This is a genomic window from Sporosarcina luteola (assembly GCF_023715535.1).
Lineage (GTDB): Bacteria > Bacillota > Bacilli > Bacillales_A > Planococcaceae > Sporosarcina > Sporosarcina luteola_B.
In genome coordinates, this window is sequence record NZ_JAMBOI010000001.1 from 320,390 (window position 1) to 336,420 (window position 16,031).

Annotated in this window: 13 protein-coding genes; 2 read left to right on the top strand and 11 right to left on the bottom strand. The window is 41.2% G+C overall.

Annotation, left to right across the window (positions count from 1 at the left end; translation table 11 throughout):
* The first annotated feature begins 333 nt into the window (after positions 1–333).
* A complete protein-coding gene (locus M3191_RS01380; RefSeq protein ID WP_251697663.1) occupies positions 334–1,665 on the top strand; it encodes a glycosyltransferase in 1,332 nt (443 codons plus the stop codon).
* A 206-nt stretch (positions 1,666–1,871) separates the two neighbouring features.
* Here M3191_RS01380 and M3191_RS01385 read toward each other — a convergent pair whose 3' ends face one another.
* The 7 genes from M3191_RS01385 to M3191_RS01405 all read right to left on the bottom strand — a co-directional run bounded on the left by M3191_RS01385 (position 1,872) and on the right by M3191_RS01405 (position 10,215).
* On the bottom strand, positions 1,872–2,156 hold the full coding sequence (locus M3191_RS01385; protein ID WP_251697664.1) for a hypothetical protein: 285 nt from the start codon (positions 2,154–2,156) through the stop codon (positions 1,872–1,874).
* A 452-nt stretch (positions 2,157–2,608) separates the two neighbouring features.
* Positions 2,609–6,091 carry a right-handed parallel beta-helix repeat-containing protein gene (locus M3191_RS01390; protein ID WP_251697665.1) on the bottom strand — a complete coding sequence of 1,161 codons (3,483 nt, stop codon included), beginning with the start codon at positions 6,089–6,091 and terminating at the stop codon, positions 2,609–2,611.
* A gap of 446 nt (positions 6,092–6,537) precedes the next feature.
* A complete protein-coding gene (locus tag M3191_RS01395; protein WP_251697666.1) occupies positions 6,538–6,723 on the bottom strand; it encodes a hypothetical protein in 186 nt (61 codons plus the stop codon).
* A complete protein-coding gene (locus M3191_RS18635) occupies positions 6,713–6,940 on the bottom strand; it encodes a transposase (protein WP_353056501.1) in 228 nt (75 codons plus the stop codon). The genes M3191_RS01395 and M3191_RS18635 overlap by 11 nt, the downstream gene beginning before the upstream one ends.
* The gene (locus M3191_RS18485) at positions 6,924–7,259 is read right to left on the bottom strand and encodes a hypothetical protein (RefSeq protein ID WP_285853107.1); all 336 of its coding nucleotides are present in this window, start codon (positions 7,257–7,259) and stop codon (positions 6,924–6,926) included. The genes M3191_RS18635 and M3191_RS18485 overlap by 17 nt, the downstream gene beginning before the upstream one ends.
* A gap of 88 nt (positions 7,260–7,347) precedes the next feature.
* Positions 7,348–8,724 (bottom strand): aspartate aminotransferase family protein, encoded by a 1,377-nt coding sequence (locus M3191_RS01400; RefSeq protein WP_251697667.1) that lies wholly within the window; start codon positions 8,722–8,724, stop codon positions 7,348–7,350.
* A 21-nt stretch (positions 8,725–8,745) separates the two neighbouring features.
* The gene (locus tag M3191_RS01405) at positions 8,746–10,215 is read right to left on the bottom strand and encodes a CoA-acylating methylmalonate-semialdehyde dehydrogenase (protein ID WP_251697668.1); all 1,470 of its coding nucleotides are present in this window, start codon (positions 10,213–10,215) and stop codon (positions 8,746–8,748) included.
* 151 nt (positions 10,216–10,366) lie between these two features.
* Here M3191_RS01405 and M3191_RS01410 point away from each other — a divergent pair, with 151 nt between their 5' ends.
* Complete coding sequence (locus M3191_RS01410) at positions 10,367–12,025, top strand: PucR family transcriptional regulator (RefSeq protein WP_251697669.1); 1,659 nt, start codon at positions 10,367–10,369, stop codon at positions 12,023–12,025.
* A 47-nt stretch (positions 12,026–12,072) separates the two neighbouring features.
* Here M3191_RS01410 and M3191_RS01415 read toward each other — a convergent pair whose 3' ends face one another.
* The 4 genes from M3191_RS01415 to M3191_RS01430 all read right to left on the bottom strand — a co-directional run bounded on the left by M3191_RS01415 (position 12,073) and on the right by M3191_RS01430 (position 15,997).
* Entirely contained in the window at positions 12,073–12,591 is a 519-nt protein-coding gene (locus tag M3191_RS01415; protein ID WP_251697670.1) for an MgtC/SapB family protein, read from the bottom strand.
* A 74-nt stretch (positions 12,592–12,665) separates the two neighbouring features.
* Positions 12,666–13,490: an ABC transporter permease gene (locus tag M3191_RS01420; protein WP_251697671.1), complete on the bottom strand. Its 825-nt coding sequence runs from the start codon at positions 13,488–13,490 to the stop codon at positions 12,666–12,668.
* A gap of 10 nt (positions 13,491–13,500) precedes the next feature.
* Entirely contained in the window at positions 13,501–14,442 is a 942-nt protein-coding gene (locus M3191_RS01425) for an ABC transporter permease (protein ID WP_251697672.1), read from the bottom strand.
* A 13-nt stretch (positions 14,443–14,455) separates the two neighbouring features.
* Positions 14,456–15,997 (bottom strand): ABC transporter substrate-binding protein, encoded by a 1,542-nt coding sequence (locus M3191_RS01430; protein ID WP_251697673.1) that lies wholly within the window; start codon positions 15,995–15,997, stop codon positions 14,456–14,458.
* Positions 15,998–16,031: the final 34 nt, after the last annotated feature.

Below are 16,031 nucleotides of genomic sequence, written 5' to 3' on the forward strand. Positions count from 1 at the left end.
GCAGGTCAAAAATCCTCTAATATTCCAGCTCACAAAAATAGATAAATCGATAATTTTAATAGAAAACCTCAAATGTAAACTTTTGCAAGACTCTGCACTATATAGAGAGTTAAGGGACTGTTCACACCAGAATGGGGAAAAACATTATGGTTTGGGAGATTAAAATCAATGAAACTATAAATAGTCCAAAAGATTGATTTAAAATGGACTGTTATGTACAAAAAGGGCAAAGTGGCTATTATTACTAGTCCAAAAGTCCGATGATTGAGCTATACTAGTATCTTGTTTACATGTGTCATTTTTCATGACGCATACATTTTAGGAGGCAATTATATGGATACATGGTTCTTATTTGGTATTATATTATTCACTTTGGTGCTCAGCTTTCAGTTGATGTACGTCATCGTCAGTCTTTGGACAATGAAAGGGACGCTACCACCGAATTCGGACATTGAAGAGCTCAAGATGTCCATCCTGATTCCATCTTATAACGAAGAGGAAGTGCTAAGGAGCTGTCTCGCAGGGATACAAAATTTACGTTATACCAATTATGAAGTTATCATCATCAACGATGGGTCAAGTGATAGGACGTTTTCCATTCTGTATGAATTGCTAGAACTTGTCCCGGTGATACTGAAGCCTCATAATCGCCTTACATATAACAGCGTGAAAATGACGTATCATTCAAGGTTACATACAAACATCGTAGTCATTGACAAGTATAATGGAGGCAAAGCTGATTCCCTCAATGCAGGGAGTGATTACGCAACAGGCGATGTGCTTATCACGCTTGATGCAGATAGTATCTTAGAAGCGAATTCCTTGAATTATATGAACGAAGAATTTCAAGATGAACTGATTCTTGCAGCAGGCGGCACCGTACAAGTTGGCCAGATGATGAAGGAAGGAAAGCCCGTATTCCAAGGGAAATACTTACTAAAATATCAGCTGTCCGAGTATATTTCATCTTTTTTCGTACGGAAATATGTTCAGTCCAGATTTAATATGTTGGCAATTGTGTCAGGAGCTTTCGGGGCATTCCGTCGTGAGATGCTGTATGAAATCAATGGCTACAAGAAGACAATCGGAGAGGATATGGAGATTACTCTCCATATTCAGAAGTACATGGCTGCACGAGCAAAGCAATACCGCATGGTCTTTATCCCGCAAGCCGTCTGTTACACAGAAGCCCCTGAAAGTATACGGGATATATTCAAGCAAAGAATCCGTTGGCAAAAGGGGTTCATCGACTGTATTGTGAAATACAGAAAAGACTTCGTTCAGACTTTGCGTCCAACTTTTAGCTTGTTCCTTTTCTGGGACTCCCTCGGAATGGCGTTGCTTGGTATTATGACAGTGATCGCTGTTCCAGTTATGATCCTCATGAACGGTGTAACTCCTTTTTATCTATTTTGTCTGGCCTTATCCATCGCGATGCAGTTCATATTCCGCGCAACAGGCTACTGGGCGGCAGCGAAGTATGGACACCGTTATAGTGTGATTTCCTATATACGAATCTATATGTTCTTTTTTTTGGAATGCTTAATTCGTCCTATTGTAGACTCTATTATATTTCTTTATGCGACGAGCAGTTATTTCCTGCAAAAGGACAAGCACCAATGGAATAAAGTGAAACGAATAGGCAGTGTCACTTATCATTCATAATGACTAAGTTATTGGCGGCCTTCTGTCCCGCAAACAGCAGCTCTTTCCTCCGCAATAATTAACTGACGAATCCCTAGTGGGCACCAAAAACTATTGTAGAACGATATCAAAAAAAGCCATCAGCTCAATTGACCACAGTAATATGGTCAATTGAGCGATGGCTTTTAATCTACATAGGTCAAGAGTTATTTTTTCCAGCAATACATTCAATGTATCAAGCCAGCCGCCACCCTGTTAACCTTCCAGGCGGCGCCATCAATTCTTTTGGATGGCGGGATATAATAATAGTGGAATTCTATCACCTGACTATTTCGTGCATCTTCCACATAATCCCGTGATGCATATGTAATATCACCTTTCTTCTTTAAAAAACTATTCTTCGCTTCAGGATCGATGACCGTTATGATATCCAAATCATCATTCTGCTGTAGTTCTTTAATTAACACTTCCGTTTCCGGATATTCCCCCCAAATAATATGTGTAGTAAACACAGGTAAACACCCCTTTGATTTAAGATGGCAAAGCTCTGATGACTATTGTAAGGTTTGAAGGTCGGGGATAGGAGACGTTTTGAAGTAGAAGTCGACTTTGTTTCCTCTACTGCTAATTGAAGGGTTCTGTGTAATAATTATTTGGAGTAATCTTCGGATTGCACTTAAAAAACCGTCCTTTCTAAAATGGGTTGTGGTGACTTCATTTTATCAGATTGGACGATTTTTTGTATGCATTTTCACTGATTTTTCATATTAAATGGATTTCCGTTGATTGGAGCGGAAGGCGGCGACTCCTGCCGGAATAGCATGAGCCTTGAGACCCCGCAGGGCGCATGCCTTTCGCGACCGAGGAGGCTCAAGCCATGCCGGCGGAAAGCGTCCGCCTGAAGCGGAAATCAACAGTTCCACTTATCGACATATTAAAAGGCTGTCACAGAATACACACTTTCTCAACTCTCCAACAAAACCAAATCATCCGTCGTAATTTCTTTTTCCAACGCAGGTTTCTCCTGCTCATTGCTTGCCACAGCCATTCGATAATCGACTTTACGCGTCATTTCTTTCGCGATCTTTTTCGCGAGACCCGCATTCCCGAAACTACTATCCCGACGTGCATAAACCTCTTCATAATGATGCACTAACGCACGCTTCGCTTCATCTGTCATCCCGTACCCTTCGATATAAAGCTCGGTAATCTCCATTAATTCCTCTGGTGTATAATCTTCAAAATGGAGTGTTAGTCCGAAACGTCGACGGAGACCAGCGTTGCTATCCAGGAAACGATTCATTTCTTCTTCGTACCCTGCGGCAATCAATAAGAACTCGCCTTGTCGATCGGACATTTTTTTCAGCAACACTTCCACTGCTTTTTTCCCGAAGTCATTCTCTCCACCACTCGCAAGTGTGTAGGCTTCATCAATAAACAACGCACTACCCATCGATCGTTCAATCTGCGCGGCTGTCAGTTTCTCTGTTTCACCAATATGACTGCCGACTAAATCGCTACGATCCACTTCAATCAGATCGCCTCGTGTCAACAATCCTAGCGCTTGATAAATACCTGCAAGCACACGGCCGACTTCCGTTTTACCCGTTCCCGGTTTACCGATCAATAACGTGTGATTCATCAATTTGTCCACAGAATGATTTTCGCGCCTGTAATATCTCATTAACTCAATCATTTCATCAATCTCAGCCTTCACCGTATCCAGGCCGATAAACTGATGCAGTTCCGCACGTTTCTCAGCAAGTAAAACCTCATCAATCGGCACTTCAAACGTCTTCTCTTCACGCTCTGACACCGCTTGGACAACATCTTCCTCTTCAAACGTCGTCAATACGTCTTCCGTCCATTGCTCACGCGGCATTTTCGCAATTCTCATCGACTGCGCAAGCCCGATCTTTTCGTAAAGCATTCGCACCATTCGAGCGTTACTGAACGTCTCATCACGCATCCGATAGCGTTCAACGAACTCCTCATACACCGCTTGCTTCGCAGCCGCTGTAAGCGCATAGCTCCCAACACACAGGACTAAGAAGATTTCCAACAACTCATCCGGCGTATAGTCTTGAAACGTAATCTTCTCCGTAAAACGATCTTTCAATCCAGGATTAGATGCAAGGAACCGATCCATATCTTCCGTATAACCCGCCGCGATGACAATAAATTCACCACGGGCATTTTCCATTGCAGGAAGCAACGTTTCAATGACTTTCTTCCCGAAATCCCGACTCGAGTTACCCCCACCCACAAGCGTATACGCTTCGTCTATAAAGAGCACGCCGCCCATTGCTTCCTTAATAATCATTTTCGTACGTTCTTCTGATTCACCGACATGTGTGCCAACGAGATCCTCTCGCTTCACTTCAATTACGTGTCCTGACTTCAAGAGACCTAGTTCCTTAAAAATCTGGCCGATTAGGCGAGCGACCGTCGTTTTGCCCGTACCCGGATTCCCTTGAAAGACCATATGGGGCGCTACCATCGCGTTCACTTTCATGCCACGCTCTAATTTGAATTGATTAATCTCCGCCAAGTTTTTAAACTCCTGAATTTTGTCTTTCACATCTTCCAGTCCAATAAAACCGATCAATGCATTCATCGAAACGTTCATTGAATCCGTAGTATTTGTGTCTACAGTCGAGGCACTTCCAGTACTACCGCCCAACTTACTCGTGATCGGCGGAATCTGTAAATCCGTATTCGTCAGCACAGGAACGCTGTCATCCCAACGAACTAAATTTCCTGCCCGGTTTTCCTTAAATGAACAACCGTCAAGAACCGGAACCGAACGCTCGAGCCGCAGCCCAGCCTTCTTTCCATTCATCACTTGCACCGAATTGAATACAGCATTCGAACAATCTTGCAAGATGATTTGATCATCAAGATGGCCGTGTACGCGCGTTTCAGTCACTTCCGTACGCTCCACCTGACTGAATTCGATTCCTGACGATTGACCATCATAGATTTCACACTCCGTTATAAACACTTCTGCACATTCCGTAGCGCGTACTTGCGCTCGCTTATGATTGAACACAATCGTCCGTTCCAATGAAACTACTACTTCAGGACCTGCAAGTATGCCGTTCTTATCGCCACTCGAGATTTTACAATCGGTTATTTCCGCTTTCGCCGCACCATTTACTAACACATTCGATCCTTTATGACCGAAGATAATGCAATTGGCTGCGGTCAACTCGGATTCTTTCGCGGAGACCCCTGCACTATCTCCACTCTTCACTTCCGTCGCCGACAAATTGACGTCAGATTGGTCAGAAGCAAAAATCTGTACACCACGATGATGGCTAATCAAAGAATCCGATATGTTCACTTGACTACTCGTCGCGTAAACCCCTTTATTGTTTCCACTCTCAATTTCACAATCCCGAATCGTCAAAACGCTTTGATGAAACGCAGACAGTTGCGTCAGCTGATTGTACTTCACTTCACAATCGATAAGTGTACAAGTCGAATTTCCAGACACAATCCCTCTAGACTTGCCCGAAAGAATCTCTGTTTTCGTCATCAAAACGGTGCTCTGTTCATTACACGTAATGTGGTCACCTGTTTGATTTTTAAAGAGGGAGTCTGCTAATCCAACTGCTGAACGACTGACGTTCATTCCTTCAGCTTCACCATTTTCAAACGTACTCGACTCGACTTCAATTTGGGATCCATTCATAACTGCCACATGCTCGAGACGTTGGTTTTTAAAAGCACAATTTTTCAGAACACCCGTCGATTGATCACAATAAATCCCTTGGGCATGTCCAACGTAAAAATTCGTAGTTTCTACATCCATCGTACTGTCTTGTACCAAACGGAGCTGAACCCCACGATTTCCGATGAATGAACTTTTGGTAATCGTTGCGCGACTCGTTTCAGACAAACAAAGGCCTTCTTCTTGCCCACTTAAAATTCCGGAACTCGCGATCGCGACTTCTCCCCCCGCGCGCACGCGAATTTGCGCAGTCTTGATTGTATCTTCCACGATGCATTCGAACAAAGACAGTCGCCCTAAAACGTCAATTCCCTGTATGTTTTTTTGAAATGTCGAATGCTCTACAGATACTTTTGCAGCTGCATCCACTCGCATAGCGACTCCTTGAATCTCACAGAAAAGACAATGATGAAGCGTTACATCTCCTGATTCGATATGTACTCCACAGTCAACTGGATCACTGCCTCCCCCAATACCGATCGATTCGATACGCACTTCTTCAGTTGTCGCGATACGAACACTTCCAGTTACACGAACTGAACTAGCAACACTATCTGAACTTCGAAGAACGAGCAGCTTATCGATCGTTACATGTTCATCATAAATGCCCGCACCCACTTCCACGGTATCACCTGGCAGCGCGGCCTTTACTGCACCCTGAATGGTTTTATAGCTGGATGCATCGCCCCGAGACACTCGTATAATCGCCACGTATCTTCCCACCTTCTATTTGAACTTTAGCGTTTTGTTACTTTGTGTTTTTACAACCACTAGTAGTAGTCGAACGAATGCTTCTATTCATTAAGTATACTAGCAAGCAGAGGGGCAGAGCAAAGAACTGCTCGTTTATAAAAGGACATAGCAAAAAAGACAGACCCAGATGGCTGTCTTTATAATTTCTCTTTTGTTAATCGCGTCACAAAGACACCGAATCCATGCAATCATCCCGCAACTTTAAAAATGGTACCAGGTTCTGGAACAATTCCGAATCCAACAAGAACCTGGAACCTAAATGTGATCGCTAATCTAACCCAATCTCCCCTTCCTCCCCCCTTTCCCGACAATACCTCGCATATTCCCTCCCCGTCTTCTCCCACCCATCCGGCAATAAGGACGGCAATAACTTCAGATTGTGAAATGCATGGGGGCTTTTCTGGTCATAAAAGTAGTATTGATAGGATGAATATCGATAGATAGTTTTCCATCGAATCAACCATCGGCTCTTTCGTTTCAATCGGGTTCCTATGTATATACGATCCAACATTCAATAATCCGATTGGATCGACAACCTCTATTGAGTAATATCTGTTTTGATAGATTTGACCTACATAATTATACTTCATTCGGTAGTAGTCGCTGTACCGCCGGTTGAGTGGCGCCATGATTTTTCCAGAGTGGAACGAGGCGTGAACGAATAAGTAGGTGGACATGGTTGGACATAATGCAATACGCATATAGTTCGAACGGGTACTTTCCATATACAAAGTTCAGGATTCGAAAATACTCATTCATGTCCTGTTCGTTATTGAAGATGTTCTGTCGATTATTCCCACGGACAATGACGTGAAAAAACCTTCGTGGATGCCATCTCTCTTTCTTCTAACCATCTGCAACCACCTCGGAACCAGTTCCCTGAATGGAAGTGGCCATCCGTAGCATGAATGGAAGCCTCGCTTATGGATTGTTCACCTGTGAGGTCCGCTATCGTTCTTGCAATCCTTATCAACTTCACCATAGTTCGATTGCTCCACTTTTCCTTGAAACAAAGGCAGCAGCTCCCCCGACAATGACAACGCTCCGAGAAAACAAATCTAAGAATCAATTGGGATCGGTTCGAGCTCAAGCTCTTGTAATACAGCAAGGAGCATTGCACAATCATGACCTGTCCCAGTTTTTCGCTTGTCCGGTGGAGAAAGATGTACAGTGATTCTTTTCAAACTTATATTAATTTAGGGTTCTCATTGAATTCAAAATTGTTCCGGAACCTGGCACCGGTCTTTAAATACCTTCTTCATAACCGCAATTATAAAGTCCAAGTCCTCATCGGTACAAGATAGTGGAGGGCTGAGTGCCAAGATGTTGTTATAGCCTGCAACCGTATCCCCGTTTCTTCCGATGATGAGGCCGTTCGCCTTGCACTCTTCGATAATTTTAGTGACCCGCGCATTCGTCGCAGGTTCTTTTGTTTCTTTGTTTTCGACGAGTTCAATCCCTAGGAGGAACCCTAGTCCACGAACATCTCCAACAAACGGATGGTCTTTCAAACATTGCAACTCTTTTTGAAGTCGGTCCCCAAGCTCAGCCGATCGGTCGAAAAGATGTTCATTTTCCATAATTTCAATGTTCTTTAACGCGACAGCACAAGCCGCAGGGTTTCCACCAAATGTATTCACATGGCGGAAGTGACTGTTTTCTTCACCAGTATCGAACTTTTCATAAATATCTTTTCGAACAGCGGTAACTGAAAGTGGTAAATAAGCGCTTGTTAACCCTTTTGCCATTGTAATAATATCCGGCTTGAGATTAAAGTGCTGATACCCAAATGCTTTTCCAGTTCGGCCGAATCCGCAAATAACCTCGTCGATAATAAGTAACACACCGTGTCGGTTACAAATCTCTTGAACTTTCTCAAGATAAACTGGATGCGGAATAAGGATGCCGCCGCCTGTAATAAGCGGTTCCATAATGATTCCAGCAATCGTCTCTTTTTGTTCCCAAATAATTTTTTCTTCAAATTCATGAGCTCTTTGTATGTTGTAATCTTCTATAGACTGTCCTTCAGGCTTTCGGTAGTTGTCTGGAGGAGCGACGTGCAAGAAACCAGGTGCAAGTGGCTCATATTTGTATTTGCGTAGCGCTTGACCTGTAGCGGCCAATGCGCCCATTGAACCTCCGTGATACGCTCGGTAGCGTGAAATGAACTTATAACGAGAAGGTTCCCCGTTTTGCTGATGGTATTGGCGTGCAATTTTAAACGCAACTTCATTCGCATCAGATCCGCTGTTTGAATAAATGATTTGGTAGTCGTCTCCAAGCATTTCATTTAACTTTGCGGCTAGTTCAATTGCTGGCACATGACCTTGCGTCATCGGCGTATATGCCATTTTTTTCATTTGATCATAGGCAGCTTTTGCAAGTTCCTCGCGGCCATAACCAACATTCACAGCCCAAAGCCCGGACATTCCGTCCAAATATCGATTGCCGTTATGGTCTGTAATCCATGCTCCTTCTCCACTTTCAACAATCATCGGTGGATTTTTTTCATTGTAGGCAGAAATATGATGCCAAACGTTCTCTTTATCTTTTTTGACTAATGATTGCGTCCCCTGTTTTACTTTTGTCATAATCCCCACTCCCATCTTTTATTAGTAAGAATGACGTGCCGTTAACATTTTCTTACGTGTGTAAAATTCAATTCCATCACGGCCATTCGTATGAAGATCACCGTAAAATGACTTTTTATAACCAGAGAATGGGAAGAATGCCATCGGGGCTGGAACACCAAGGTTCACACCGAGCATCCCCGCATCAACCTCTTCTCTGAACTGACGAATAGCTTTCGAGCTATCCGTAAATAGACAAGCGCCATTCGCAAACTCGGATTTATTTGCAAGCTCAATCGCCTCATCCAACGTTTCCACTCGGACAATCGATAACACAGGCGCAAAAATCTCATCTTTCCAAATCTTCATTTCAACAGTTACGTTATCGAAAATTGTTGGGCCGACAAAATAACCGCCTTCTGAAGTGGAGGTATCATTTCGTCCGTCTCGTAGTAGCTTGGCACCTTCTTCAATGCCCGTTTCAATATATTTCAATGTTTTGTCTTTATGCGAATCCCGAATGACGGGCCCAAGGAAAATTCCTTCTTCTAAACCGCTCCCAATTGTCATTTTGTTTGATTCATCTACTAATCTTTCTACCAGCCCATCTGCAACATCCCCAACCGCAACGACTACTGCACAAGCCATACATCTTTCTCCAGCTGAACCGAATGCTGCGTTAATAATATTCGTAACCGCCAAATCCATATCCGCATCCGGCATAACGATTGTGTGATTTTTCGCACCTGCTAGCGCTTGGACTCTTTTTCCATTTGACGTCCCTGTTTTATACACATATTCCGCCACTGGTTGAGAACCAACGAATGAAATCGCTGGAATGTCTGGATGATTTAGAATTCCATTTACCACATCGTGTGCACCGTGTACAATATTAAAGACGCCTTTCGGTAGGCCCGCTTCGTGTAGCAATTCAGCTAAACGGTTCGCTAGAAGTGGCGTCCTTTCTGACGGCTTTAGAATGAACGTATTTCCGCTAGCAATCGCAAGAGGAAACATCCAACAAGGTACCATCATTGGGAAATTGAACGGCGTAATGCCTCCAATGACACCAATTGGATAGCGGTACATGCCGGATTCGATACCTGTTGCAATGTCAGGAAGTTGCGTTCCCATCATTAACGTCGGAGTACCTGCCGCAAACTCAACGCATTCAATTCCGCGCAATACTTCACCATACGCTTCATTGTAATTTTTACCGTTTTCGACTGTAATCAGTTTCGCAAGCTCATCCCAATGTTCAACTAACAACTGCTGATATTTGAAAAGAATTCGGGAGCGTTGTGGAACAGCAACTTTTTTCCAAGTAGCAAATGCAGTTTTCGCAGCTTCCACGGCTTTATTCAAATCTTCCGTTGTTGAAATTGGAACTTCTGCTAAGAGTTCTCCCGTTGCTGGGTTTGGCACATCTTCATACTTATCTGTTGTTGATTTTACCCATTGTCCATTAATAAAATTCGAAAGCGCCTTCTTTTCTATTGCTGTAAAACTCATATTTATTCCTCCCTGTTTAGTATTTCTTACTAGTTGACCTTAAGTTATTTAGACTTCATACTATACTTTACAGACTATTTGGATATTCAACACTATACATAGTGTAAAATCATTAGTTTAACATTTTAACATTTTGGAGGGCATACTAAATATGAATGATTTAAAATTAACAGTTAAAGACATTCTTGCCCGTGATTCATTCAAATCCGCAAAACTCATCGCAGGAGTTGAAGGGCTGGATCGACAAGTAAAATGGTCACATATTTTAGAAACGAAGGAATTCGATTCACTCATCAATGGCGGTGAACTTATTCTTACGACGGGTATTGGTTTACAACTCAATCTTCCTGACCAACTAAAGTATGTGAAAAGACTCATCGAAAAAGGTGCCGCATGCATCTGTATAGAAATCGGACCTTATTTCAAAGAAATTCCCTTTGAATTAATTGAATTATCCAACAAAGTAAATTTTCCACTCATTATATTTAAAGAAGTCGTGAAGTTTGTTGACATAACCCAAGACCTTCATTCCTTCATCATTAACCAACATCATTTGATGCTTTCCCAGCTCGATCAGCTGTCGAGAAAATTCATTGCCTTATCACTTACGCATAATGGCATTTTAAAAATTCTTCAAGAATTACATGAACATTTCGGGGAAAACACCTTCTTTATTAATGACGACGCGAAACCGTATTATTATCCATCAGAAATTAAGAACGTAGAAATATCCCTTCGGACATATATTGAAAAGGCTTCGTTTGATACGACGGAGCAAAGAACTTTCTCAATCGGTGAGGATACCTTTGCACTGATGCCCGTTAAAGTCCTTGGTCAAGTTTGGGGAAACTTATATGTACAAATTAAACACCCACCATTGTCCAAGGAATTCTTCTTTCTTATTTTAGACCGCGCCGCCCTTGCCATTGCACAAATATTATTGCGCAATCGAACAATTGAAGAACGAAAACAAAATTTAGAAGATGAACTTGTTCGAAACTTATTGAACGGTCGAGAGTACGAACACGATGATCTTCAAACGTATTTGCCATCCTCGAGCCGTAATATGCATTTCAGGATTTTCATGATTCAAATCGACTCACCCATCATCAGCATTAGTGAAGAAGAATGGGATGAAATAAAACTTCAAAGATCTATGATGGTTCGGTCTCTTTTCAAAAGACATGGCTTTTTCCCAGCAGTTTCAGCTAGAAGGAATGAGATTACAGTAATTGCTTCCTTCATCGCGGCCGATCACATTAAAAAAGAAACCAATCGTTTCTTACAAATCACAAATGGCATCCTAAAAATGAAAGATAATAACTTTATTGATGGCAACAGATGCGCTTTTGGTGTGAGCACGGTGTACACGAATATTTCAAATATGAAAAAGGCTTATGAAGAAGCACGTGAAGTTCTAAAGCACCATGAATTGGAAATAACCACAAGTAACTTCTATGAAGACTTAGGAATTTACAGACTCCTTCTTCTCTTAAAAAAGAGTGGACATCTTGAAATTTATATTGACGAATACTTAGGCTACGTCATCGAATACGACCGCAAAATGAACAGCAACCTTTTGGAAACATTGAGTGTTTACCTCGAATGCAGTGGGTCAAAAAAAGAAACGTCAGATCGACTTTTCATCGTCAGGCAAACGTTGTACCACCGATTGGATCGATTGGAAACACTTCTTGGAAAAGACTTTATGGAACCTGCAAACCGTCTTGCAATTGAAGTTGCTATTAAAGCGCATGAACTAATAAGTGATGACTTTTATAAAAAGGATAAAACCGGTTTTTCTCATTAATAGCAAACCGGTTTTACCCTTTTTTTCAAATACGGAAAGTCCATTGGTTATTCATCTACATGAATTTGATAATCCTTTTCAGCTTCATTACCAGAGTCAATCAATTTACTTTTTTCTAAGAGTTGTCCCAAATAGGCAATTAATGTTGTAACTATAAAGGATACAATTACAATCGCATAAAAACCTGCTCCAATCCCAATACCTAATCCCCCGGCAAACAGAATCATTGCAGCTGAAGTCAATCCTTTAACTTTAAAGCCCTCTTTCAATATCATACCGGCCCCTAAAAATCCAAGTCCCGATACAATTTGTGCTGCTAGACGCATCGGATCCATCACTTTCCCACTATCATGCATGCTGAATGTATTTGCACTTTCTATAGAGACGATTGTGATCAAAGTACACGCGACACAGACATATGAATAGGTCTTCACACCAGCCGGCTTACTTTTAAAGGATCTATCCAGACCAATTAGGAAACCAATAACTGCGCTCATACATATCCGGAAGTACATTTCCCCGTAACCAGCCACATGATTAACATAGGCATTAATAATTACATCCATTTTGAACACTGCACCTTTTCACATTTCAAGTATACTGACATATTCAAATGACAATTGTTTGTATACAAACTATATTAGTTCGATCGAGGGTCAGTAATATCTCTTATTGCATTACTTAACATATAAAATCCTAATACCATAAAGGTTATCGCGATCCCCGGAGCAAATGTATACCACGGAGCAGTCGCTAGGTAAGACTGAGAATCTCTTAACATACGTCCCCAACTTGGATCTGGTGGCTGAACTCCTAAACCTAGATAACTAAGGCCAGCTTCTGCCAACATTGCCGCTGCAAAGTTAATGGAAGCAGCCACAATCAAAGGAGACGAGACGTTGGGGAGTATATGCTGAAACATAATCTTAAATGGTTTAACCCCTATCAGTTTTGAAGAAAGAACATATTCAAATTCTTTATGTTGGATAAAACCACTTCGCGCAATCCTTGCTATCCCGGGAATCGACATTAAACCGAGTGCGATTGAAGTATTTACCATTCCTGGTCCAAATACAGCGATTAACATCAAAGCGAGAATAATCCCTGGAAACGCCATTAACGCGTCCATGATTCTCATTATGATTTCGTCTAACCAACCGCCGACATATCCTGCCACGCCACCGATTAGCGTTCCTAAGGTAATCCCTATCGTAACTGCTACTGTCCCTATAAAGAAGGCAGTTCGCGTTCCCTGCATAATTCGGCTGAAAATATCTCTTCCAAATTCATCTGTTCCAAACCAGTGAACTGAATTCGGTGCTTTTATTTTATTCGCGATATTCATCGCATTCACATCGTGTGGGGTATAGAAGAAACTCATAAGCATCATTATTAAAAACGTTGACAATATTAAGAGGCCTATGATTAAGTTTATGTTTTTCCCACGTTTTAGTAATGATTTCATGTAGGCCTCCTTACGTCATTCTTATTCGTGGATCGAGAATCGAATACAAAATATCGACAAAGAAATTAACTAATACGACAACAACTGTAATGTACATAATTATTCCTTGCACAAGCGGAAAGTCACGGCTTCCAATCGAACTAATAAGTAATCTACCAATACCAGGAAGACCGAAAACTTGTTCAACAATAATTGTTCCAGCAACAACCTCCGCAAAGATAAGACCAAATACGGTCAAAACAGGGATCATCGAATTTCTTAATACATGCTTAAATAAAACATATTTCTCTGTTATTCCCTTACTTCGGATTGTGCGTACATAATCTAACTGTAATTGTTCAATTACGGTGTTTCGCACATAACGAAACATAACAGCTATTTGGGGAATCGCTATTGTAATTGCAGGTAATAAAAGTGAACCTAATGCACCCTTGACGCTAATCGACCAGGGTACATATCCACTTATCGAGAAAAACTTTATGGTCATACCTAAATATAATATTAATAACATTCCAAGCCAAAAGGATGGAATCGCCATCCCAACCTGTGTAAGCGAAGAGAAGACGACATCACTTGGCTTGTTCTGTCTCTTAGCCATAAAAACACCTAAAGGTATGGCTATAATTGCCACGATTATTACAGACATTAATGCCAATGAAATTGTGACGGGTAATCGATCGACAATTAATTCCGAAACGGGCTTAGAAAAACGAATAGATTGTCCGAAATCTCCCTTTGCGACACCCCCTATCCATTGGGCGTATTGCATGTAGAGGGGTTTATCTAATCCTAATTGCTTTTCCAATGTAGCTACTTGCTCTTCATCGGCATCTGGACCTAACATAATTCGGATAGGGTCACCCGGAATAACTTGGAATACAGAAAATGTAATTAACGATACAAGCGTTAATGTAACTACTAATAAAACTATCCTTCGAATAGTATAGGTCATTTTTTAACCCCTCTTATTCTTTAAATCTAACTTCTGACATGTCATGGTAGAAAAATGGATATAGTTTATAACCTTCAAGATTTGGATTCATTGTCCAAATAAATTGGTAATCAGCAATATATACAGCTGCAGCTTCTTCTGCTAATATTTCTTGCGCACGTTTGTATATAACATTTTGCTGATCTATATCGGATTCCTTAATAACATCTTTCATCAACGCATCGTATTCTGCGTTTTTAAAGTTCAAGAAATTGTTACCCGCATCTGAAATATAACGATTAAGAATGTCGTATGGGGAAAGTTTTCCCGTGAAATCAATCGATGTCATATCATAATCTCTGCCTTTATAAATGCGTTCTAACCAAACACCCCATTCAACGACTTCAATCTTAACATCTATTCCAATACTTTTTAAATCTTCAACTAGAACCTGTGCAACATTCGTGTAAAGAGCATTGTGGGAGGAAATTGATATTGTCGTACTAAAACCGTCTGGATACCCAGCTTCTGTAAGTAACTCTTTAGCCTTTTCAATATTCACATCATAATAGTCTTGTAGGCCGTCTTTATAAGCAGCCTCCATAGCGGGACTCATATTCGATCCTAACTTTACAGCATAGCCTGAAAATGTTGCTTCGATAATATTGTCTTTATTTACAGCGTGATTTATCGCTTGACGAACTTTTATATCGTTAAATGGTTTTCTATCCATATTATATCCAACGAGTACTGTTGAGTTCGCCTCTTCGTAAATAAGAGTAAAGTCATTTTCAACTTCTGGAATCCGATGCGCAGGAACATCCATTAAGTCAACTTCACCAGCTTGCAAAGATAATAAAGCCGTTTGATTATCTGGTTGGAAAGTAAACGTCACTTTGTCTAAATAAGGGATACCCGGTTTCCAATAATGTTCGTTCTTTTCAACAATTAGATTAGATCCGGGATTATATTTTCCAAATTTGAAAGGACCCGTCCCAATTGGGGATTCGTTATGGTTTCCGTCATTACTTTTAGGAATAATAGCCGAGTCTAAAGCTGTTAGAGAGAATAAAAACGTTGAATTTGGCTCTGTTAGCGTTATTTTAAATGTGCTTTCATCAACAGCATCTAAAGATGCTACGATTTTAAATTTTGAAGATAATGTCTCATCATTACCGACACCCATCAAGCGTTCAAATGTATACTTGACGTCTTCAATTTTAACCGGATCACCGTTATGAAATTTAATGTTCTCTCTGAGTTTGAATGTGTACGTAAGACCGTCATCTGACACTTCATATTCCTCTGCAACGCCGGGTTTTAACGTACCATCCGTCTCAGGAGCAAGCAGTCCCTCGAATATATTTAACATCATCATTTCTGTGATTGAAGCAGTCATTAAATGTGGATCGAGAAAATCGGGATCATCTGCAATCCTAACAGTTATTTCCTGAGCTCGTGCGGGAGTTTCTTCGTTTGCCCCATCCTTGTCTTTTTCACCCGAACAAGCGCTTATTACCAAAACAGATATCAGCAGCATGAAAGCAAATATATACTTAGTCGACTTAGTCCTCATGTTAATACCCCCCTATTTCTAATTGTTGGAATCT

What these genes read in the sequence shown, in the direction of transcription:
- M3191_RS01380 (WP_251697663.1), top strand. Translation starts at nt 334, where the DNA reads ATGGATACATGGTTCTTATTTGGTATTATATTATTCACTTTGGTGCTC.
- M3191_RS01395 (WP_251697666.1), bottom strand. Translation starts at nt 6,723, where the DNA reads ATGAAGTATAATTATGTAGGTCAAATCTATCAAAACAGATATTACTCA.
- M3191_RS18485 (WP_285853107.1), bottom strand. Translation starts at nt 7,259, where the DNA reads ATGATTGTGCAATGCTCCTTGCTGTATTACAAGAGCTTGAGCTCGAAC.
- M3191_RS01400 (WP_251697667.1), bottom strand. Translation starts at nt 8,724, where the DNA reads ATGACAAAAGTAAAACAGGGGACGCAATCATTAGTCAAAAAAGATAAA.
- M3191_RS01405 (WP_251697668.1), bottom strand. Translation starts at nt 10,215, where the DNA reads ATGAGTTTTACAGCAATAGAAAAGAAGGCGCTTTCGAATTTTATTAAT.
- M3191_RS01410 (WP_251697669.1), top strand. Translation starts at nt 10,367, where the DNA reads ATGAATGATTTAAAATTAACAGTTAAAGACATTCTTGCCCGTGATTCA.
- M3191_RS01415 (WP_251697670.1), bottom strand. Translation starts at nt 12,591, where the DNA reads ATGGATGTAATTATTAATGCCTATGTTAATCATGTGGCTGGTTACGGG.
- M3191_RS01420 (WP_251697671.1), bottom strand. Translation starts at nt 13,490, where the DNA reads ATGAAATCATTACTAAAACGTGGGAAAAACATAAACTTAATCATAGGC.
- M3191_RS01425 (WP_251697672.1), bottom strand. Translation starts at nt 14,442, where the DNA reads ATGACCTATACTATTCGAAGGATAGTTTTATTAGTAGTTACATTAACG.
- M3191_RS01430 (WP_251697673.1), bottom strand. Translation starts at nt 15,997, where the DNA reads ATGAGGACTAAGTCGACTAAGTATATATTTGCTTTCATGCTGCTGATA.